The sequence below is a fragment of the Roseateles sp. P1_C1_2 genome, assembly GCF_056406535.1.
In genome coordinates this window covers 131,284-149,694 of sequence record NZ_JBFUAB010000021.1, presented here as the reverse complement: position 1 = coordinate 149,694, position 18,411 = coordinate 131,284, and the positions used below count along the sequence as shown (strand labels likewise).

Sequence of the window (18,411 nt, the reverse complement as noted above, 5' to 3'; positions counted from 1 at the left end):
CGGCCGTGGTCATCTCGGCCAGCGGCATGGCCACCGGCGGCCGGGTGCTGAACTACATCGAGACGCTCGCGCCGCAAGCCCGCCACCACATCGCCTTCCCCGGCTTCCAGGCCGGGGGCACGCGCGGCGCGCGCATGGTGGGGGGCGAACGCGAGGTCAAGATCCGCGGCCACTGGGTGCCGGTGAATGCCGAGATCAGCCACCTGGATGGCCTGTCCGGCCATGCCGATGCCGACGGGCTGTTGCAGTGGCTGCGTGCCCTGCCCCGCCGCCCCGAGCAGGTCTATGTCGTCCACGGCGAGCCGGCGGCCGCCGACGCGCTGCGCGGCCGCATCCAGGACGAACTCGGCTGGGCGGTGCGCGTGCCCCAACACGGCGAGACCGTCGACTGGTGATGAGCGGCCTGGGCGAGGCATTTGGCGTCTCTGACGCGCTGATCTTCGGGTTGGCTGCCGCGCTGGGCAGCGGCCTGCTGATCGGGCTGGAGCGCGAGCGCCACAAGCGCCGCGGAGCCCACCGCGAACCCGCCGGTCTGCGCACCTTCACGCTGGCCTCGATGAGCGGCGCGCTCGCCCAGGCCCTGCAACTGCCCGGCCTGGTGGCGGTGGGCGCCCTCGCCATCACGGCGCTCGCTGCCATGGCCTTGTTGCGCAGCCGCGATCGCGAACCCGGGCTGACGACGGAGATCGCGCTGCTGGTGACCTATCTGATCGGTGCGCTGTGCGTGACGGCGCCGCTGCTGGGCTCGCCCGCCGCGGTGGTGCTGACAGCCCTGCTGGCCGCGCGCACCCGGCTGCACCGCTTCGCCACCCAGGTGCTGCGCGAGGAGGAACTGCACGATGGCCTGCTGCTCGGCGCGTTGGCCCTCGTGGTGCTGCCGCTGATGCCGCAGCAACCCCTGCCCTGGCTGGCCGGCATGAAGATGAATTCCCTGCTCGGACTGATGCTGCTGATGCTCGTGCTGCAGGCGGCCGGCCATGTCGCGCTGCGCCTGGCCGGGCCGCAGACGGGCTTGGCGCTGTCGGGCCTGATGTCGGGCCTTGTGTCCAGCACGGCCACCATCGCTGCCATGGGTGCCCGCGCGCGCAACACGCCGGGCCTGGCGCTGGCCTGCGCGGCGGGGGCGGTGCTGTCCACCTGTGCAACCTGGCTGCAGGCCCAGGCCATGTTGTTCGCGATGGCGCCCGAGGCTGCGCTGGCGGCGCTGCCGGTTTCGCTGCTGGGCATGGCCTTGTGCGGCGGGTTGGGCTGGCTGTTGGCGCGGCGCTCGCGGCGGGCCGAGCCCGCTGGCCAGGCGGCCGGCCCGAGTGACCATCGCGGGCCGCTGCGCCTGCGTGAAGCGCTGATCCTGTCTCTCATCCTCAGCGCCGTGGCCGTGGCAGTGAGCTGGGCGCGCGAGCACTTCGGCAGCACGGGGCTGTACGGTGCCGTCGCGCTCGCCGCCTTCGCGGACGTGCACGCACCCATCGCCTCGCTGGCCGGCCTGCAGGCCGCCGCCAGCATCAGCACCGACCAGGCGCTGCGGGGCCTGCTGCTGGCCTTTGCCTGCAACAGCGGCACGCGCGGCATCACGGCCGTCGCGGCGGGCGGCTGGCGCTTCGCGCGCTTCGTCATCCCGGCCCTGGTCCTGCCGCTGCTGCTCGGCGGCGGCCTCGTGGCCCTGCTGTACGGAACCGGCGCATGACCGCCAACATGGCCATCGCGCCCGCCGATGTCGACTTCTCCGACCCCGATGCGCCGGCCTCGCCCGCCTTCGGCGACGTCTATCACTCCCGCGCCGGCGCGCTGGCGCAAGCCCGCCATGTCTTCGTCGCCGGCAGCGGCCTGCCCGGCCGCTGGCAGGGCCGCGAACGCTTTGTCGTGCTGGAGACGGGCTTCGGCCTGGGCAACAACTTCCTGGCGACCTGGGACGCCTGGCGGCAAGACCCGGCACGCTGCGAACGCCTGGTCTTTGTCAGCGTCGAGAAACACCCGCTGCGCCGTGAGGATCTGGCTCGCGCCCACGCGGCCAGCCCGCTGGTGGACCTGGCCAGCCAGCTCATCGCCCGGTGGCCGCCGCTCACGGCCGGCCTGCACGCGCTGAGCTTCGAAGGCGGCCGCGTCGAGCTGCTGCTGGGCCTGGGCGAAGCGCGCGAACTGCTGCGTGAACTCGTCCTGCAGGCCGATGCCCTCTACCTCGACGGCTTCGCGCCCCTGCGCAACCCGGAGCTCTGGGACGAGTGGCTGCTGAAAAGCCTGTCCCGCCACGCCGTGCCCGGCACGACGGCCGCGACATGGAGCATCAACCGTCCGATGCGCCGGGCGCTGGTCTCGCTGGGCTTCGAGGTCGAGCTGGCACCGGGCTTTGCCAACAAGCCGGAGATGACCGTCGCCCGTTTCGCGCCTCGGCACCAGCCGCAGCGACCAGCGGGTCGCGAACCGCTCGCGCCCGGCGCGCGCCGCGCCGTCATCGTCGGTGCCGGCCTCGCGGGCGCAGCCTGCGCGCTGGCCCTGGCCCGCCAGGGCGTGGCCTGCACCGTCATCGAGGCCTTGCCCGGCCCCGCCCAGGCCAGCTCGGGCAACCCGGCCGGCCTCTTCCACGGCACCCTCAACCCGGACGACGGCCCCCATGCCCGCTTCAACCGCGCCGCCGCCCTGGCCACGCAGGCCCTGCTGGCCGAGCTCGCCCTGCCCCATCAGAGCGGCCTGCTGAGGCTGGAAACACGGCTGCCGTTGGCCGCCATGCAGGGCGCCCCCGGCTATGTCGAGGCCCTGTCCGCTGAAAGCGCCTCGGCGCTGGCAGGTACCGGCCTCGCCCACCCGGCCTGGTTCTACCCCGGCGGCGGCGCCCAGGATCCGGCGGCCTACACACGCGCCATGCTGGCCGCCAGCGCCGCCGACCTGCGGCCGGGCCGCAGCGTGGCCGCGCTTGAAGCCGCGGCCGATGGCTGGCGCCTGCTGGATGCCGACGGCCATCTCATCGATACGACGCCTCTCGTCGTGCTGGCCGGCGGGCATGGCCAGTTGCCGCTGCTCGGCGAGCTGGCCACCGAGCTGACCGTGCAGCGCGGCCAGCTGACCCACCTGCCCGATGCGCCCTGGTGCCCCGCCGTTCCGATCGCCGGCGACGGCTACGCCCTGGCCGATGGCCGCGGCGGCCTGTGGTGTGGCGCGACCGCGCAGGATGGCGACCTCGACCCCGCGCTGCGGGAGGCCGACCAGGCCGACAACCTCGCCCGCTACGCCCGCCTCGCCGGCTTGGCCACGCCGCCCGAAGCAGCGCTTGCCGGCCGTGTGGCCTGGCGCCTCATCGCGCCGGACCGCCTGCCGCTGATCGGCGGCCTGGCCCTGCCCAGCGCACCGGCGGCCGAGCAACTGCGGCTACAGGCGCGCCAGCCCGGCCTCATCGTCTGCACGGCCTTTGCGTCGCGCGGCATCAGCTGGGCGGCCCTGGCCGGGCGCCTCGTTGCCGCCCTGGCCCTGGGTTCGCCGCGACCGCTGGAGGCCGACCTGCTGGATGCCGTCGACCCGCTGCGCTTCGCGTTGCGCCAGCGACGCAGGCCCGGCCGTTGATCGCCGGGTTCAAGCAACTATTGCCGCTTCCTCCCCCATATCGCTCTTCCACCCCAGCGGGGCGGGCGGCACACTGCGCCGTTGACCCGGCCTGGCCGGTGTTCCTTCCTTTCTCTGATGGAGACGACGGCATGAGCGGTTCGCAGCGGTTGAAGTTGGCTCTGGGCGTGGTGCTCGGCGTGGTGACCCTCGGTGTCGGCGTGGCGCTGTCCGGTCTGGGCGACAACGCCGCTTCGGCCAAGGGCTGGCTGTATGCGGTGCTGGCGCTCAGCTGGGTGGCGGGCCTGTTCGGGCTGCTGACCGGTGGCGGCGCGGGCGGCAGCCTGCATGCGGCCACCGAGGCGGCCGAAGCGCTGGCTCGTTTCGACCTGACCCACCCCATTCCGCGCGGCGGCAGTGGCGACGTCGGCCGCCTGCTCGGCGCGCTGGACGACACCCAGCAGGCGCTGCAAAAGCTCATCGGCAAGGTGCGTGAGGCCGCCGACAGCATCGGCACGGCCAGCGCAGAGATCGCCACCGGCAACCTCGACCTGAGCCAGCGCACCGAACAGACGGCGAGCAATCTGCAGAACGCCGCTTCGTCCATGTCCGAGCTGACCGGCACGGTCAAGCAGACGGCCGACGCGGCCATGACGGCCAACCAGCTCGCCAGCTCGGCCGCTTCGGTGGCCCAGCGCGGTGGCGACGCCGTCTCCCAGGTCGTCGCGACCATGGACCAGATCAGCCACAGCTCGCGCAAGATCAACGAGATCATCGGCACCATCGACGGCATCGCCTTCCAGACCAACATCCTGGCGCTGAACGCCGCGGTGGAAGCCGCCCGTGCCGGCGAGCAGGGCCGCGGCTTCGCCGTCGTGGCCGGCGAGGTGCGCCTGCTGGCCCAGCGCAGCGCCGAGGCGGCCAAGGAGATCAAGAGCCTCATCAGCGCCAGCGTCGAGCGCGTGGACTCCGGCACCCAGCAGGTGCAGGACGCCGGCGCGACGATGACCGAGATCGTCGCCAGCGTGCAGCGCGTGACCGACATCATTGGCGAGATCAGCGCCGCGGCGCGCGAGCAGAGCGAGGGCATCGCCGTCGTCAACGGCTCCGTCGTGCAGCTTGACCAGATGACGCAGCAGAACGCGGCCCTGGTGGAGGAATCCGCCGCCGCCGCCGAAAGCCTGCGCGAGCAGTCGGCCCGCATGGCCGAGGCCATCAGCGTGTTCAAGCTCAGCGGCGGCAGCGCCCATCGCCCGGCAGCGCCCAGGGCGCCGGCCGCGCACCGGCCCGCGCCGGCCAAGCCGGCGGCCAAGGCTGCGGCGCCCAAGCCGACCGCCAGCCCCAGGCCGGCCGCCACGCCGGCGGCCAAATCGGCACCCGCCGCCGCACCGCGTTCGGCCCCGGCCCCCGCGCCGGCAAAGGACGACGGCGACTGGGAAACGTTCTGACGCGCGCCCAGTCGCGCCACTGAACCGGAGCCGGGCCCTGCCCGGCTCTTTGTTTTTTGGAATCAGGGTCCACCCGTCCCTGGTTTGTGGGCAGGGCCCCCGCGCCCTGGCGTGGCGTTGCGGCCCGCCCCTGCGGAGCCGGCTTTTTCCTGTTGCGTCGGTACGCCAACCGGGGATGTCCCCGTCCTCCCGATGGCCTGGTGTGAGCAAAGTGATGGCAGCGCCGCACCGGCGCGCCCCAGCGGCTGACCCGCCGCGCACTCCAACAAACCAGGAGCCTCCGATGTTTCGCCCGATCTTTCGCCTTGCGCTGCTGAGCGCGGCACTCACGGCCACCTTGGCCCAGGCCCAGTCCGAACGTACCGACGCCAACTCCCTGAAAAGCCGCGCCGAAGGCCATGTGCGCCAATTCCCTGGCCTCAGCCTGCACGGCAATGAGCACAGCTACAGCGTGCGCGACATCGTCGTCGACAGCGATGGCGGCAGCCATGTGCGCCTGGACCGCAGCGTGGCGGGCCTGCGCGTCATCGGCGGCGACCTGATCGTGCAGACCGACCGTTTCGGCACCTTGCGCGCCATGCACCACAACCTGCGCTGGCGCCTGGACATCGACACCAAACCCGCGCTGAATGGCCCGCGCGCCGCGATGGCCGCGCTGCGCACGATGGAGGGCGATGCCGGCAAGCCTGAACTCGTCATCTATGCCCGCGACCAGGCGCCCACCCTGGCTTGGGACGTGCCTGTGTCTGGCGAGAGCGCCGATGGCACGCCGTTCGAGAAGCATGTGATCGTCGACGCTGCTGATGGCCGCCAACTCGACGCCTGGGACGACATCCACACCGCGGCCGCCAACGGCACGGGCAAGACGCTGTACAGCGGCAACGTGGCGCTGACGACCAACAGCATCAGCGGCGGCTACGAGCTGCGCGACCCCAGTCGCGGCGGCACCTACACGATCAATCTGAGCAACCGCAAGAGCGGCGGCAGCGTCATGACCGACGCCGACAACACCTGGGGCAACAACGCGACCAGCGACGCCGCCAGTGCCGGGGCCGACGCCCAGTACGGCACGGCCATGACCTGGGATTACTACAAGAACGTGCATGGCCGCAACGGCATCGCCAATGACGGCAAGGGCGCCTACAACCGTGTCCACTACGGCCGCAGCTATGCCAATGCCTATTGGTCGGACTCGTGCTTCTGCATGACCTATGGCGATGGCGACGGCACGAGCATCAAGCCGCTGGTGTCCCTGGACGTGGCCGGCCACGAGATGAGCCATGGCGTCACCAGCCGCACGGCCAACCTGACCTACTCCGGTGAGTCCGGTGGCCTCAACGAGGCGACCTCCGACATCTTCGGCACCATGGTCGAGTTCTACGCCGGCAACGCCACCGATGCGGGCGACTACCTGATCGGCGAGAAGATCATGATTGGCGGCGGCTCGCTGCGCAGCATGGTCAAGCCCAGCGTCGATGGCGCTTCGGCCGACTGCTGGTACTCCGGCGTGGGCAACCTCAATGTGCACTACAGCTCGGGCGTGGCCAACCACTTCTTCTTCCTGCTGGCCGAGGGCACCAACAGCAGCTACGGCAAGAGCCCGACCTGCGTGGCCGGCAACACGCGCGTCGCCACCGGCACGGGCACGCTGGCCGGCATCGGCCGGGACAAGGCCGCCAAGATCTGGTACCGGGCGCTGACGACGAAGTTCACGTCGTCCACCACCTATGCCGGCGCACGCAGCGGCACCATCGCGGCCGCCAACGAGCTCTATGGCAGCGGCAGTGCCGAGGCGACCGCAGTGGCTGCCACCTGGAGCGCCGTCGGCCGCAACTAAGGCGCTTCTCGGTCTTCAGACGGGGCACCTGCGGGTGCCCTTTTTCGTTGCGTGTAACTGGCCTTGCGGCCGCGCGCGGGGTACCAGACCTCACGCTCCACCCAATGGGCCAGCCGGCCGGCACGGTCGCCGCGTTGCTCGCGCAGCCAGGCCAGCGCGGCCTCGTCGAGCACATAGACGCCATCGCCCTCCTCGCGCAATGCATCGGGCTGGCGGCGACGGATCGAGGCCACCGGCATCGCCCCGCCCAAGGCCGTGGCGAGGTCGGCCAGCGCGATCCAGCGCTGCCGCTCGATGTCGTCGTCCAGCACGCGGACGCGGTGGCCCTTGAACTGGTAGAAGCGGCCCTGCACCGGCCGGAAGGCCAGGTGGCGCAGCGCACGGCCCAGTGTTTCGCCGAGTGCGATGAGGTCGCCGGAGAAGGCGCGCGCCCACAGCATCAGCGCGAGCAGCAGGCCGGTCCAGCCCGAGAACCACCACAGCGGCACGGACACCGCCGTGCAGACGACGAAGCGCAGCAGCAGGCTGCGCCACCAGTGGTGCTTCTCGTGGTCCTCGGCGTCGAAACCGGCGCCGCCGCCGCGCGGCATGGTCAGAACTTCAGCGTCTTCACGCCCTCGGCGCCGCCGAGCAGGCAGACCTGGGCCTTGTGGCGCGCGAACACGCCGACGGTGACGACGCCGGGCCATTGGCTGACCTCGGCCTCGAAGGCCAGCGGGTCGGCGATGGCCAGGCCCGTCACGTCGAGGATGTGGCCGCCGTTGTCGGTGACGACACCGGCACGCAGCCGCGCCGCGCCGCCGAGGCGGGCAAAGCGCCGCGTCAGCTGGGCCGCGGCCATGGGGATGATCTCGACGGGCAGCGGGAACTTGCCCAGGGTCTGCACGAGCTTGGATTCGTCGGCGATGCAGACGAACTGGTCGGCCAGGTCGGCGACGATCTTCTCGCGCGTCAGCGCGGCGCCGCCGCCCTTGACCATGAAGCCGCGGCCGTCGATCTCGTCGGCGCCGTCGATGTAGACGGCCAGGCGCTCGACCTCGGTCGCGTCCAGCACCGGGATGCCATGCTTGAGGAGGCGCTGCGTCGAACGCTCCGAACTGGAGACGGCCCCGGGAATGGCGATGCCGCTGGCCGCAAGAGCATCGATGAAGCAATCCACCGTGGAGCCGGTGCCGACGCCGAGGATCTGGCCGGCGGGGACATAGTCCAGGGCCGCGCGGCCGACGAGTTGCTTGAGCTGGTCTTGATTCATGGGCCAGCATTGTCCGGGATAGCCGCGGCGGACCGCGACCATCCCGGTCCGGCTTACTTCATCGTGACGCGCTTGGCCGCCGAGTCGGTGGCCAGCTGGCTCTTGCCATCCAGGGACGTGAAGCGGTACTCGACCACGTCACCCTTCTTCAGGCCACCGACCGTGTAGCGGCTGGCCGAGCCGTCCTGGCGCATCCGCACGGTCTGGGTTTCGCCGCCGTTGACCGTGTAGTGCACGTCCACCCAACCCGTCGCCGTCGCGGCGAGTTCGAGGGTGCTGGCACCGGTTTGCGCCGAGGCCGTCGGCACCGCCGTCGTCTTGGCCATCGCCGGTGCGCTGACCGCCAGCGGGGCCACGCCGGCCACACCCGAGTCCCAGATGATGTCGTCGAAGGCCATCTGGAAAGGTGCGCCCGGGTTGGAGCCGTCCACGCTGAGGAACTCGAACAGCGAGTTCATGGACTGCAGCGCGACCAGCGGGCCGGCGATCTCGGCCACCGGGATGGTGGCCGTGCCCCACTCGCCGTTGCGCACCAGGCCATAGGCGGTGGTGTTGGCGGGGAAGGTCACCCAGCTGTGGTTGGTGTAGGTGTCCAGGATGCCGATCTTGAACGCGACATTGGCGGGCGCCTTGATCTTCAGCTTGATGTTGCCGTTGCGGAAACCGCTCATGTCGTGCGCCTGGCGCGACTGGACCGCGCCGCCGAACCACTGCCCCGGCGCGAAGTAGTTCAAGGCCAGCACATTGGACCCTTCGAACGGCGGGATGTTGCCGCCGCTCATGGAGCCGTTGTTCCAGATGAAGAAGTCCGCCGACGTGCCGAGCGCCTGGCCGTTGTTGACCGGCGTGTTGTCGGTGAACACACCGAACTTGCCGGCTTCCGGCGTGATGCCGACGCCCAGCTTCACCTCACCCTTGCCATCCAGTTCGTAGACGCGCACGTAGTCGACGTACATCGTGGCGGGCAGCGGCGCGGTGATCTGCGCCGGCGTGGCAGCGGGCGTGAAGTTGCCGCCCACGGCCATGTTCATCAGCAGGTAGAACGGCTCCTGCAGCGCGGGCGACCCCACCGTGGAGATGGGCGCCTTGTACATGTCCAGCTCACGACCGTTGTCCACCAGCGTGAAGCGGATCTGCGTGTCGGTCCAGTAGAGGCGATACAGCACGAAGCGGTTGGCCAGCGAGCGCGTGGGCGTGACCCAGTTCTTGGTCTGCCAGGCGGTGGAGGCGGCGCAGCTCTCGTTGCCGGGCACGCAGGCGGCCTCGTTGAAGGTGATGACGTTGGCGCCAACGAACTGGTCCGGCGACACGGCGGGCAGGCCCACGGGCTGGCGGCCGCCCTGCTCCATGATGTCGATCTCGCCCTTGCGCGGCCAGGCCTGCGGGCTGGTGCCCAGCAGCCACAGCGCCGGCCACAGGCCCACGCCGACCGAGGGCGTGGCCGCGCGGATTTCGATCATCCCGTACTTGACCTGCACCTTGCCGGCCGAATCGAGCTTGCCGGAGGTGAACTGGTTGCTGCCCATCACCTCGCGCTTGGCGGTGATGGCCAGGGCCCGCGTGGCGGGCTCGAAAGGCACGCTGACGATGCTGAGGTTGTTGGGGCGGTAGTACTCCAGCTCCTGGTTGCCGTAGCCGCACAGGCCGATCTGGCAGCCGTTGCCGTCATAGGTCGACCAGAGCGTGCTGTCGAGGCTGGCACCGTTGAATTCCTCGGACCAGAGCAGCTTGCCGATGACGGGGCTGGTGACGCTGGCGGAGGCAAAGGCGCTGGCGGCCAGCAACAGGCCGCCGATGAGAGTTTGACGATTCATGGCGTTCATCCTTGGGCGTTGGACTTGCGACGAGCAACGGCAGCGAGCAATAGCCCGCCCGCGAACATCAGGCCGTAGGTCGAAGGCTCGGGTACGGCGCTGGTGACGGTGATGCGGGTGGCCGGTGCGCCGGTGAAGCCCGTGTTGACCGCCTGCCAGTTGCCGGACGACGAGAAGGCCCAGGCGGCGCTGGGCGTGTCGGTGCCGCTCTGCCATTGACCGGCGAAGCCGGCATCGGCCTGGGTCAGCAGCCAGTAGCTGCCGGCGGCCAGGTTCCAGCCGGTGGGCGTCAGTGGCGTGTTGGCCCAGGGGTCGGTCAGATGGGTGCTGTAGAGCCAGCTGTTGCCGCTGGGCACGGCACCCGAACGGGCCATGATGCCCACGGTGACGCCACCCACGCCGTCGATGGACGTGAGGATGGACTGGATGGTGGTGGCGCTGCCGATGTCAAAGGCGACGGCGAGGTTCTGGCCCTGGCCCAGCAGCGAGGCCCAGCCGCTGACGTCATCGCCGGGGCCATAGGTGTCGATGACGACGGTGCCGGCGGCGCTGGCATGGGCGGCCAGGCCGCAGAGCAGCAGGGACGCGGCGATTTTGGAGAGGGTGTGAATCTTGGATTGCATGGCTTGTCTCCTCAGGTTCAGGCGCGACGGCGGCGGGCGATGGCGCCGACGGTGGCCAGCCCCGCCAGCAGCAGCGCGTAGCTGCCGGGCTCGGGCACGGCGGCGGTCTGCAGCGAGAACTGCAGGTCGTCAACGAGGACGGCATTCGGGCGGCCATCCAGGATCGGGCCGACGGCCGTGCCGATCTCGATGAAGACCGCCGTCGTGCCGACCGGGATGGCGCCGGCCTGGAAGCTGATCTGCGTCCAGCTGCCGGTGTTGAGCTGGCTCTGGAACTGCTTGTCCAGGGCCGTGCCGAGGATGCCGCCGGCGCCCATATAGCGCAGCGTGACGAAGGCGTTGCCGGTGACGCTGGCGTCGCCCTTGGCCCAGAAGCTCAGCCAGGGCGTGTCACCCACATTGGCGGCGCCGAGCGCCGGCATGCCGCCATGGCCGACCGAGTCCTGCAGCGCGATGGAGGCATCGAAGCCGCCCGGGGCGCTCAGCAGCAGCGCAAAGCTGCCGGAGTGGGCGTCGCTGGACAGCTTGGCCGGGCTGCCGGTGGCGGCCGTGAGCCAGCCGGCTGCCAGTTGGCCCGGGCCGCCGGCGGCCTCGAAACCGCCATTGGCGAAGGCATTGGTCGTGGCCGCGCTGGCGGCGCCGGCGAGCATGAGCGTGGCCATCGCCACGCAGGTCTTCAGGTTCAGCATGTTGTCGTCTCCATGGTTTTGACGGGGAAATAGAAAATCCCGGAACGTGGCGACGACGAACTGCTGCCGGTCGCCGAAAGTGAAAGCGCTTTCTGAAAGCGCTTTCAACAAACGGCGCGACCATAGGGGGCTGACCGGAAGCTGTCAATGCGGAGTCCCCTGTCCCGGCCGGGGCCTGTTAACACTACGGCAATGGGTCGCGAAGGCCCGCCGCCAGGGGCCAATCAAGGCGCAGCGCGCCGCCCGCACTCGCGTGCGGGCCAGCGATGCAACGCTGAGTGGCCCCTGGCGACGGGCCTTCCCGAAGGGTTGTGACCAGAAAGGCCGGATGCTGTGTCGCAAATCCTCGCCGGGTAAAGACCCGGCTTGCGGTTTGCGACTTGCCTGCAGCCTTTCTGGTCACAACGCGACCCGTTGCCGCAGTGCGAACAGGCCCTATTACATCACTGCATAGGGTAGGGAAAACTTGTCGATGGGCGTTGTGGCACGCCGCTGGCACAGTCCGCTCGGTCCCAGCTTCACCTCTCCTCGACATGCGACTTCGTACATTGATCGCCGCCGCCACGTTGCTGGCGGCTTCGCTGGCCCAGGCGGCGCCCTCGTCCCAGCAACTGCAGGACCTGGCGAAGCAGGAGCAGCCCGCGCTGCTGGAAACCTTGCGGTCCCTGGTCGAGATCGAGTCCGGCAGCAAGGACCTGGACGGCCTGGCCGCGGTGGCCGGGCTGATTGCCGGCAAGCTCAAGGCCCTGGGCGGCGAGGTGTCGATGATCGAGCCCGGCGACGTGTACCGCATGGAGGACACGCCGGAGCGCCAGGGTCAGATGGTGAAGGCGCAGTTCAAGGGCCGGGGCAGCAAGAAGCTGCTGCTGATCGCCCACATGGACACCGTCTACCTGAAGGGCATGCTGAAGGACCAGCCCTTCCGCATCGACGGCGACCGGGCCTACGGCCTGGCCATCGCGGACGACAAGCAGGGCGTGGCCACCATCCTGCATGCGATCGCGCTGCTGCAGAAGGCGGGCATTGACGACTACGGGACGCTGACGGTGCTGATCAATGGCGACGAGGAGATCAGCTCGCCCGGCTCGCGCGCGACCATCACACGCACCGCGGCCGGCCAGGACATGACGCTGTCCTTCGAGGGCGCCGGTGCTCAGGGCGGCGTGCGCCTGGCGACGAGCGGCATCGGCTCGGCCTATCTGAGCGTGGAAGGCCGCTCATCGCACGCGGGGGCAAGGCCGGAGGGCGGCATCAACGCGCTGACGGAGCTGGCTCATCAACTGCTGCAGATGCAGGACCTGTCGGAGCCGGCCACGGGCCTGAAGCTGAACTGGACGGTGGCCCAGGCCGGCACCAACCGCAACGTGATTCCCGCCCAGGCCACGGCCCAGGCCGATGCGCGTGCCTTGCGCGTGGCGGACTTCGAGCGCCTGGAGAAGGAGCTGCAGCGCCGCGTGCAGCAGCGTCGCCTGGCCGACGCCAAGGTGCAACTCAAGTTCGAGGTGCGTCGCCCGCCGCTGGAGGCCACCGAGGCCTCACGTGCGCTGGCCCGGCGCGCCCAGGCCATCTACGCGGAGCTGGGCCTGCCCATGCAGGTGGCCGAGGTGGCCACGGGCGGCGGCACGGACGCCGCCTTCGCGGCACTGCAGGCACGCGGCCCCGTGATCGAGGGCCTGGGCCTGACGGGCTTTGGTGCGCATTCCAACGATGCCGAGTATGTCGACATCCGCTCCATCCCGCCCCGGCTCTATCTGGTGACGCGATTGATCATGGAGATGTCGGGCGCAAACCCTTGAGAAAGCCTGATCGGGAACGTGCGCAATCGGGTGACGTTGCGTACTGGGTTCGGCAATATGCGCAGCCCTGCCGGACGGGCCGCTCTGCGGGGCGGACATCCGTCTGCGACGGCTATCCTGCAATCCGACTTGATGCGGCAGCATCGCGACGGCGTGGCTATCCGCGCCAAACCTCTTCAACGGCCAACGTTCAAATGCAACGCGCTCAGACAAGCAAACACGTGATTCCCGCGCCCGTGCAGTTGCCATGCGAGCGAGTCAGTCCACTCCCGAAGGCCCAAGATGTGTGGACTCGCGCCAAGGCTACGGCGTTTGCTCCGTTGCTCGGCTTCCTGCTTGGGTGCGGCGAGGAACCGCCATTTCCCGTTGTCAGACTCGAGGTGTCGGCTTACGGCTCCTACTCGCTAGCCGGAAAGCCAGTTGCATCAGCCGATCTCACCAAGCAGTTGCAGTCTCTCAAGAGCGCCCAACCGAGAGTCGAGTTGCATGTCCTCGCCGATCGATCTGCCAACTACGAAGCCGTCGGGGCCGCAATCGCTTCGGCCCAAGCAGCGCAGATAACCAAGCTAAAGGTCGGTAACTTGCCAGATGATCAAAAGTGAACCTTAGCCGCCTTTCTTGAGCGGACGGCTACCGCTAGGCCCATTGGCTCACGAAGCATTGGGTTCCTCACTTGTCCCGGAGTCGTCAGGCCTGCGGAACCAGATCGTCGTCCCGGGTCTTTCGCATCGCTGGCTGGGCCGCGGGCCAGAGTGCCCGCAGCCGTGACAGAGCCGCCGCCTCGTGCAGGCCTTCGGCAAGCAGATGAGCCACGCCCGAGATGAACTCGGCCCGTGGGATGCCTTGCGGCGGGGGCGCATGGTCCGGGCTCATTCGCTCAGCGCGTGACGGCAGGGCGACGTCGATGACGTCGATGCAGGCGCTGGCCCAACGCTTCCTGACCGACAGAGTGCAGCCCTGCAAGCCGCCCTCGATGACGGGCCTTTCCGAGGCTCGCCCCTGCGGGGCCATCGGTCCGGCGGCCACGTTGATGACCGCGCTGCGGTTGCGCTTGTGAAAGTGGGGCAGCAGCGTGCCAGTCAGTTGCTGCACGCCCAGCCGATGGGCTTCCAGCTTCTCGTGGCTGTCGTCCTCGTCCAGCAGCACCTGCATACCCGGCAGGTACTTCACCGGGAAGGCGATGGCGATGTTGACGAGCATGTTCAGGCCCGGGCAGGTTGCCGTGACCTGCTCGGCGAAGCCGGCCACGCTCCAGGGATTGCCCAGGTCCAGGTCGACTGCCCGCATGCCGGGGTTGTCGTGGGCGACGGCCTGCGCGACACCGGGCCGGGCGTCAAAGATGAGCACCTCGTTGCCCAGCCGGCACAGCAACTCGGCCAGGCCGCGGCCGATGCCGACCGTGCCGCCGGCGACGAGTAGGGTGTGGCCTTTCATCATCATTGCGACCTCCTTCGCGAAGGCCCGCATTGAATCGGCTGGCAGCCATGTCGAGCAGCCAAATCCGGTCATGTGATTGCACGATTCGCCCATCGTGCGGTCGCCTCCAGACGAGCGCGCCCGCTGCCCCGGGGTCGATAGCCCAAAACCATCAAGCTCTTGCACGATTCGCTCAATCCGAGCTGGATCGTCCAGCCGCCCCTTGAGCGGGCCGGGCGCAGCGGTTACGGTGGCGGCATGGGTTCATTGGAAGAATTGCAGCGCCTCATCCAGCGCCATGCCGCCCCCATGGGCGAGCGCCAGGCGGGCGATGTTTTTGCCGGCCGGGTGGAGGCTCCCACCGAGCTGGTGCACCACGTGATGGAGCCGACCTTCGTCATCGTCGCCCAGGGCGCCAAGCGCGCCATGCTGGGCGATGAAGTGTTCGAGTACGGCCAGGGGCAGTTCCTCGTCGTGGGCGTGGAACTGCCCATCGCTGGCTGCGTCATCGAAGCCAGCCCCGACAGGCCCTATCTGGGCGCCGGCATGACGCTGCGCGCGTCGACCATCTCTTCGCTGCTGCTGGAGATGGGGCCCGCGGCAGCGGCCCCGGAACCCTCCGGCTACGCCGTCAGCGACGCCTCGGAAGACCTCATCGACACCGTGGTGCGCATGCTGAGGCTGAAGGACTCGCCGCGCGACGCGGCCGTGCTGGGGCCGCTGGTGGAGCGTGAGCTGGTGTGGCGGCTGCTGCACGGCGCGCAGGGCGCCATGGTGAGGCAGATCGGCCTGGCCGACAGCCGGCTGTCGCAGATCGGGCGGGCCATCCGCTTCATCCGCAGCCACCACGCCGAAGCCATCTCCATCCCCATGCTGGCCGACATGGTGGCCATGAGCGAGTCCTCTTTCCACCGCCACTTCCGCGGCGCGACGACCATGAGCCCGCTGCAGTACCAGAAGCTGATCCGGCTCCAGGAGGCAAGGGCGCGCATCCTGGCGGACGCCGGCGACGTGGCGGCCATCGGCTACAGCGTCGGCTACGACAGCCCTTCGCAGTTCAGCCGCGAATACAGCCGCTTGTTTGGCGCTCCGCCGGGGCGGGACAAGCAGCGCCTGGGGCTGCGGTCGACGGGAGCTCCAGAGGCCATCGGCGCAAGGTCCGAGGCTCGTGCAGGATCGCTGCCGTCCTGAGGCAGTCCTCGAGTTGTCTCGTCTACGCCAAGGCCGGGTGGCCGACGATATGCCGCAGCACCCGCTCCTCCAGCTCCGCAAAGCCCGCCGCCGTGCGTGAGCGGGGCCGCGGCAGGGCCACCGTCGCATCCAGCGCGATGCCGCCGCGGTCGATGAGCAGCACGCGGTCGGCGAGGGCCACGGCTTCGGCGACGTCGTGGGTGACGAGCAGTGCGGTGAAGCCGTGCCGGCGCCAGAGTTGCTCGATGAGGCGGTGCATCTCCAGCCTCGTCAACGCGTCCAGCGCACCGAGGGGCTCGTCCAGCAGCAGCAGGCGGGGGTGGTGCACGAGGGCGCGGGCCAGGGCGACGCGCTGACGCTGGCCACCCGACAGCGTCGCCGGCCAGTCGTCGCCGCGGCCGGCGAGGCCGACCTGGGACAGGGCTTCCATCGCGCGGTCCCTGGCATCGCGTCCTTCGAGACCGAGCGCGACGTTGTCGACCACGCGCCGCCAGGGCAGCAGGCGGGCGTCCTGGAACATCAGGCGGCGCTCGTCCGGCGCGCCCGCTTCGACGCGGCCGGTGGTCGGCGAGTCCAGGCCGGCGATGAGACGCAGCAGCGTGCTCTTGCCGCAGCCGCTGCGGCCGACCAGGGCGACGAATTCACCGGGCGCGATGGACAGGTCCAGGTCCGCGAGCACATGGCGGGCGCCGAAGGACTTGGCGACGCCGCGCAAGGTCAGCGCGAGGCCGGGCGAGGCGGCTTGCGGGGGAGCGTCCGGCAGGGCGCGTTCGCGGGGCAGCACGGGCGTGTCGAATTCGGTGACCCACATGTCATTTCACCTCTGCGGCATAGCCGCGATGCCAGGGCAGCCAGGCCCTCTCCAGGCCGCGCGCAACGACATCGGCCAGCTTGCCGAGGACGGCGTAGAGCAGGATGCCGACGAGGACGATGTCGGTCTGCAGGAACTCGCGGGCGTTCATCGTCAGATAGCCGATGCCGGCCTCGGCCGACAGCGTCTCGGCCACGATGAGCAGCACCCACATCAGGCCCAGCGAGAAGCGCAGGCCGACGAGGATGGAGGGCAGGGCGCCGGGCAGGATGACCTGGCGGTAGAGCTGGAAGCCCGACAGGCCATAGCTGCGCGCCATCTCGATGAGGTCGCGGTCGACGTTGCGGATGCCGTGGAAGGTGTTCAGGTAGACCGGGAAGAACACGCCCACCGCGACGAGCACGAGCTTGGCCGCCTCGTCGATGCCAAACCACAGGATGACGAGCGGGATCAGCGCCAGCGCCGGGATGTTGCGCAGCATCTGCAGCGTGGTGTCCAGCAGCGCTTCGGCGCGTTGCCAGGTGCCGGTCAGCAGGCCCAGCAGCAGACCGAGGCCGCCGCCGAGGGCCAGCGCGGAGAAGGCGCGCACGGTGCTGACGGCGACGTGGTGGGCCAGCTCGCCCGACCGCAGCAGTTTCCAGAAGGCCGCCAGCACGGCGGCGGGCTCCGGCAGGATGCGCGCCGACAGCACGCCGCTGCGCGAGGCGATCTCCCAGGCGACGAGGATGGCGGCGGGCAGCAGCCAGGGCGTGAGGCGCTTCAGCATGGCTTCAGCTGGCCGACACGGCCTTGGGCACGTAGCTGTTGGCCACGACCTCGCCGAAAGGCCCGGTCAGGGCCGGCGCCGTGAGCTTCTCGCGCACGTTCAGCGGCAGCAGCGGGAACACCAGCTCGGCGAAACGATGCGCTTCGTCCAGATGCGGATAGCCGCTGAGGATGAAGTACTCCAGGCCGATGTCGGCATACTCCTTGATGCGGTCCGCCACCTGCTGCGGGCTGCCCACCAGGGCGGTGCCCGCGCCGCCGCGCACCAGGCCCACGCCGGCCCACAGATTGGGCGCGATCTCCAGGCCGGCGCGCACATTGTTCTTGTCGAACTGGCCGCCATGCAGCTCGGCCATGCGACGCTGGCCGACCGAGTCCATGGACTTGAAGCGCGCCTGTGCCGCCGCGACGGTGGCTTCGTCCAGTTCGGACAGCAACTCGCCGGCGGCCCGCCAGGCCTCGTCCTCGGTCTCGCGCACGATGACATGCAGGCGGATGCCGTAGCGCAGCTGGCGGCCGCGTGCCGACGCACGTTCGCGCACGTCGGCCAGCTTTTTCTCGACCTCAGCCGGCGGCTCGCCCCAGGTCAGATAGGTGTCGACCTGCTCCGCGGCGAGTTCGTGCGCGGGGCCCGACGAGCCACCGAAGAACACCGGCGGGTAGGGCTTGTTGATGGGCGGGTAGAGCACCTTGCCGCCCTTGACGCTGAGGTGTTCGCCGTCCAGGTCCAGAGCCTCGCCGGTGTGTGAGCGGGTCAGCAGCTCGCGCCAGATGCGGATGAACTCGGCCGACTGTTCGTAGCGCTCGGCGTGGCCAAGGAACTGCCCGTCGCCGGCGAGCTCGTCGGGGTCGCCACCGGTGACGAGGTTCACCAGCAGGCGGCCGCCCGACAGGCGGTCCAGCGTGGCGGCCATGCGCGCGCTCTGCGAGGGCGCGACGAGGCCGGGGCGCAGCGCGACGAGGAACTTGAGGTTCTTCGTCGCGTCGATGAGGCTGGCCGCGACGATCCAGGAGTCCTCGCAGCTGCGGCCGGTGGGCAGCAGCACGCCCTCGTAGCCCAGGCTGTCAGCGGCGATGGCGATCTGCTTGAAGTAGGCGTGGTCGGCCACGCGCGCGCCGCGCGAGCTGCCGAGGTAGCGGCTGTCGCCGTGGGTGGGGATGAACCAGAAGATTTTCATGGGCGGAAGCTGTGAGTGAGCCGCGCGCGGCCGAGCAGACCGTCGCGGCGTTGCCAATCA

17 protein-coding genes are annotated in these 18,411 nt (G+C 69.9%); 8 read left to right on the top strand and 9 right to left on the bottom strand.

All coding sequences use genetic code 11. The features are described from left to right. From AC1D2H_RS21280 to AC1D2H_RS21260, 5 genes are all read left to right on the top strand, one after another. On the top strand, positions 1–395 hold a 395-nt coding region (locus AC1D2H_RS21280), incomplete at its 5' end, for an MBL fold metallo-hydrolase RNA specificity domain-containing protein (RefSeq protein WP_478012358.1). Beyond that, positions 395–1,684 carry an MgtC/SapB family protein gene (locus AC1D2H_RS21275; protein WP_478012357.1) on the top strand — a complete coding sequence of 430 codons (1,290 nt, stop codon included), beginning with the start codon at positions 395–397 and terminating at the stop codon, positions 1,682–1,684. The genes AC1D2H_RS21280 and AC1D2H_RS21275, both read left to right, overlap by 1 nt. Next, entirely contained in the window at positions 1,681–3,552 is a 1,872-nt protein-coding gene (gene mnmC, locus AC1D2H_RS21270; RefSeq protein WP_478012356.1) for a bifunctional tRNA (5-methylaminomethyl-2-thiouridine)(34)-methyltransferase MnmC2/FAD-dependent 5-carboxymethylaminomethyl-2-thiouridine(34) oxidoreductase MnmC1, read from the top strand. The genes AC1D2H_RS21275 and mnmC overlap by 4 nt, the downstream gene beginning before the upstream one ends. Before the next feature lie 131 nt (positions 3,553–3,683). Continuing rightward, on the top strand, positions 3,684–4,979 hold the full coding sequence (locus tag AC1D2H_RS21265) for a methyl-accepting chemotaxis protein (RefSeq protein ID WP_478012355.1): 1,296 nt from the start codon (positions 3,684–3,686) through the stop codon (positions 4,977–4,979). A 283-nt stretch (positions 4,980–5,262) separates the two neighbouring features. After that, positions 5,263–6,816 carry a M4 family metallopeptidase gene (locus AC1D2H_RS21260; protein WP_477933680.1) on the top strand — a complete coding sequence of 518 codons (1,554 nt, stop codon included), beginning with the start codon at positions 5,263–5,265 and terminating at the stop codon, positions 6,814–6,816. Here AC1D2H_RS21260 and AC1D2H_RS21255 read toward each other — a convergent pair. From AC1D2H_RS21255 to AC1D2H_RS21235, 5 genes are read right to left on the bottom strand one after another with little or no spacing between them, the layout of a single operon-like run. Beyond that, on the bottom strand, positions 6,813–7,406 hold the full coding sequence (locus tag AC1D2H_RS21255; protein ID WP_477933682.1) for a hypothetical protein: 594 nt from the start codon (positions 7,404–7,406) through the stop codon (positions 6,813–6,815). The two genes, AC1D2H_RS21260 and AC1D2H_RS21255, sit on opposite strands and share 4 nt — an antisense overlap. A gap of 2 nt (positions 7,407–7,408) precedes the next feature. Beyond that, the gene (gene rpiA, locus AC1D2H_RS21250; RefSeq protein ID WP_478012354.1) at positions 7,409–8,068 is read right to left on the bottom strand and encodes a ribose-5-phosphate isomerase RpiA; all 660 of its coding nucleotides are present in this window, start codon (positions 8,066–8,068) and stop codon (positions 7,409–7,411) included. A gap of 53 nt (positions 8,069–8,121) precedes the next feature. Beyond that, positions 8,122–9,882 carry a glycoside hydrolase family 16 protein gene (locus AC1D2H_RS21245; RefSeq protein WP_478012353.1) on the bottom strand — a complete coding sequence of 587 codons (1,761 nt, stop codon included), beginning with the start codon at positions 9,880–9,882 and terminating at the stop codon, positions 8,122–8,124. A gap of 5 nt (positions 9,883–9,887) precedes the next feature. Continuing rightward, positions 9,888–10,505 (bottom strand): PEP-CTERM sorting domain-containing protein, encoded by a 618-nt coding sequence (locus tag AC1D2H_RS21240; RefSeq protein WP_478012352.1) that lies wholly within the window; start codon positions 10,503–10,505, stop codon positions 9,888–9,890. A gap of 17 nt (positions 10,506–10,522) precedes the next feature. Continuing rightward, positions 10,523–11,194 (bottom strand): PEP-CTERM sorting domain-containing protein, encoded by a 672-nt coding sequence (locus tag AC1D2H_RS21235; RefSeq protein WP_478012351.1) that lies wholly within the window; start codon positions 11,192–11,194, stop codon positions 10,523–10,525. A gap of 533 nt (positions 11,195–11,727) precedes the next feature. Here AC1D2H_RS21235 and AC1D2H_RS21230 point away from each other — a divergent pair. Further along, the gene (locus tag AC1D2H_RS21230) at positions 11,728–12,990 is read left to right on the top strand and encodes a M20/M25/M40 family metallo-hydrolase (RefSeq protein ID WP_477931792.1); all 1,263 of its coding nucleotides are present in this window, start codon (positions 11,728–11,730) and stop codon (positions 12,988–12,990) included. Between the two features lie 194 nt (positions 12,991–13,184). Further along, on the top strand, positions 13,185–13,592 hold the full coding sequence (locus AC1D2H_RS21225) for an ExbD/TolR family protein (protein WP_477931793.1): 408 nt from the start codon (positions 13,185–13,187) through the stop codon (positions 13,590–13,592). Positions 13,593–13,677: 85 nt separating this feature from the next. On the opposite strand, the gene AC1D2H_RS21220 is transcribed toward AC1D2H_RS21225, so the two are convergent. Next, the gene (locus AC1D2H_RS21220) at positions 13,678–14,430 is read right to left on the bottom strand and encodes an SDR family NAD(P)-dependent oxidoreductase (RefSeq protein WP_478012350.1); all 753 of its coding nucleotides are present in this window, start codon (positions 14,428–14,430) and stop codon (positions 13,678–13,680) included. A gap of 234 nt (positions 14,431–14,664) precedes the next feature. Here AC1D2H_RS21220 and AC1D2H_RS21215 point away from each other — a divergent pair, with 234 nt between their 5' ends. After that, positions 14,665–15,597, top strand: a complete 933-nt coding sequence (locus tag AC1D2H_RS21215; RefSeq protein ID WP_477931795.1) for an AraC family transcriptional regulator — start codon at positions 14,665–14,667, stop codon at positions 15,595–15,597. A 22-nt stretch (positions 15,598–15,619) separates the two neighbouring features. Here the strand turns inward: AC1D2H_RS21215 and AC1D2H_RS21210 are convergent, their stop codons facing one another. Genes AC1D2H_RS21210 through ssuD form a run of 3 tightly spaced genes read right to left on the bottom strand, consistent with a single transcriptional unit; the run spans position 15,620 to position 18,351 of the window. After that, complete coding sequence (locus AC1D2H_RS21210) at positions 15,620–16,408, bottom strand: ATP-binding cassette domain-containing protein (protein ID WP_478012349.1); 789 nt, start codon at positions 16,406–16,408, stop codon at positions 15,620–15,622. A gap of 1 nt (position 16,409) precedes the next feature. Further along, on the bottom strand, positions 16,410–17,174 hold the full coding sequence (gene ssuC, locus AC1D2H_RS21205) for an aliphatic sulfonate ABC transporter permease SsuC (protein WP_477931797.1): 765 nt from the start codon (positions 17,172–17,174) through the stop codon (positions 16,410–16,412). 4 nt (positions 17,175–17,178) lie between these two features. Further along, the gene (gene ssuD, locus AC1D2H_RS21200; RefSeq protein ID WP_478012348.1) at positions 17,179–18,351 is read right to left on the bottom strand and encodes an FMNH2-dependent alkanesulfonate monooxygenase; all 1,173 of its coding nucleotides are present in this window, start codon (positions 18,349–18,351) and stop codon (positions 17,179–17,181) included. Positions 18,352–18,411 lie beyond the last annotated feature (60 nt).

Bases quoted from the DNA above. Each gene is read 5' to 3' on its own strand.
- AC1D2H_RS21275 (WP_478012357.1), top strand. From the start codon at position 395: ATGAGCGGCCTGGGCGAGGCATTTGGCGTCTCTGACGCGCTGATCTTC.
- mnmC (WP_478012356.1), top strand. From the start codon at position 1,681: ATGACCGCCAACATGGCCATCGCGCCCGCCGATGTCGACTTCTCCGAC.
- AC1D2H_RS21265 (WP_478012355.1), top strand. From the start codon at position 3,684: ATGAGCGGTTCGCAGCGGTTGAAGTTGGCTCTGGGCGTGGTGCTCGGC.
- AC1D2H_RS21260 (WP_477933680.1), top strand. From the start codon at position 5,263: ATGTTTCGCCCGATCTTTCGCCTTGCGCTGCTGAGCGCGGCACTCACG.
- AC1D2H_RS21255 (WP_477933682.1), bottom strand. From the start codon at position 7,406: ATGCCGCGCGGCGGCGGCGCCGGTTTCGACGCCGAGGACCACGAGAAG.
- rpiA (WP_478012354.1), bottom strand. From the start codon at position 8,068: ATGAATCAAGACCAGCTCAAGCAACTCGTCGGCCGCGCGGCCCTGGAC.
- AC1D2H_RS21245 (WP_478012353.1), bottom strand. From the start codon at position 9,882: ATGAATCGTCAAACTCTCATCGGCGGCCTGTTGCTGGCCGCCAGCGCC.
- AC1D2H_RS21240 (WP_478012352.1), bottom strand. From the start codon at position 10,505: ATGCAATCCAAGATTCACACCCTCTCCAAAATCGCCGCGTCCCTGCTG.
- AC1D2H_RS21235 (WP_478012351.1), bottom strand. From the start codon at position 11,194: ATGCTGAACCTGAAGACCTGCGTGGCGATGGCCACGCTCATGCTCGCC.
- AC1D2H_RS21230 (WP_477931792.1), top strand. From the start codon at position 11,728: ATGCGACTTCGTACATTGATCGCCGCCGCCACGTTGCTGGCGGCTTCG.
- AC1D2H_RS21225 (WP_477931793.1), top strand. From the start codon at position 13,185: ATGCAACGCGCTCAGACAAGCAAACACGTGATTCCCGCGCCCGTGCAG.
- AC1D2H_RS21220 (WP_478012350.1), bottom strand. From the start codon at position 14,430: ATGATGATGAAAGGCCACACCCTACTCGTCGCCGGCGGCACGGTCGGC.
- AC1D2H_RS21215 (WP_477931795.1), top strand. From the start codon at position 14,665: ATGGGTTCATTGGAAGAATTGCAGCGCCTCATCCAGCGCCATGCCGCC.
- AC1D2H_RS21210 (WP_478012349.1), bottom strand. From the start codon at position 16,408: ATGTGGGTCACCGAATTCGACACGCCCGTGCTGCCCCGCGAACGCGCC.
- ssuC (WP_477931797.1), bottom strand. From the start codon at position 17,174: ATGCTGAAGCGCCTCACGCCCTGGCTGCTGCCCGCCGCCATCCTCGTC.
- ssuD (WP_478012348.1), bottom strand. From the start codon at position 18,351: ATGAAAATCTTCTGGTTCATCCCCACCCACGGCGACAGCCGCTACCTC.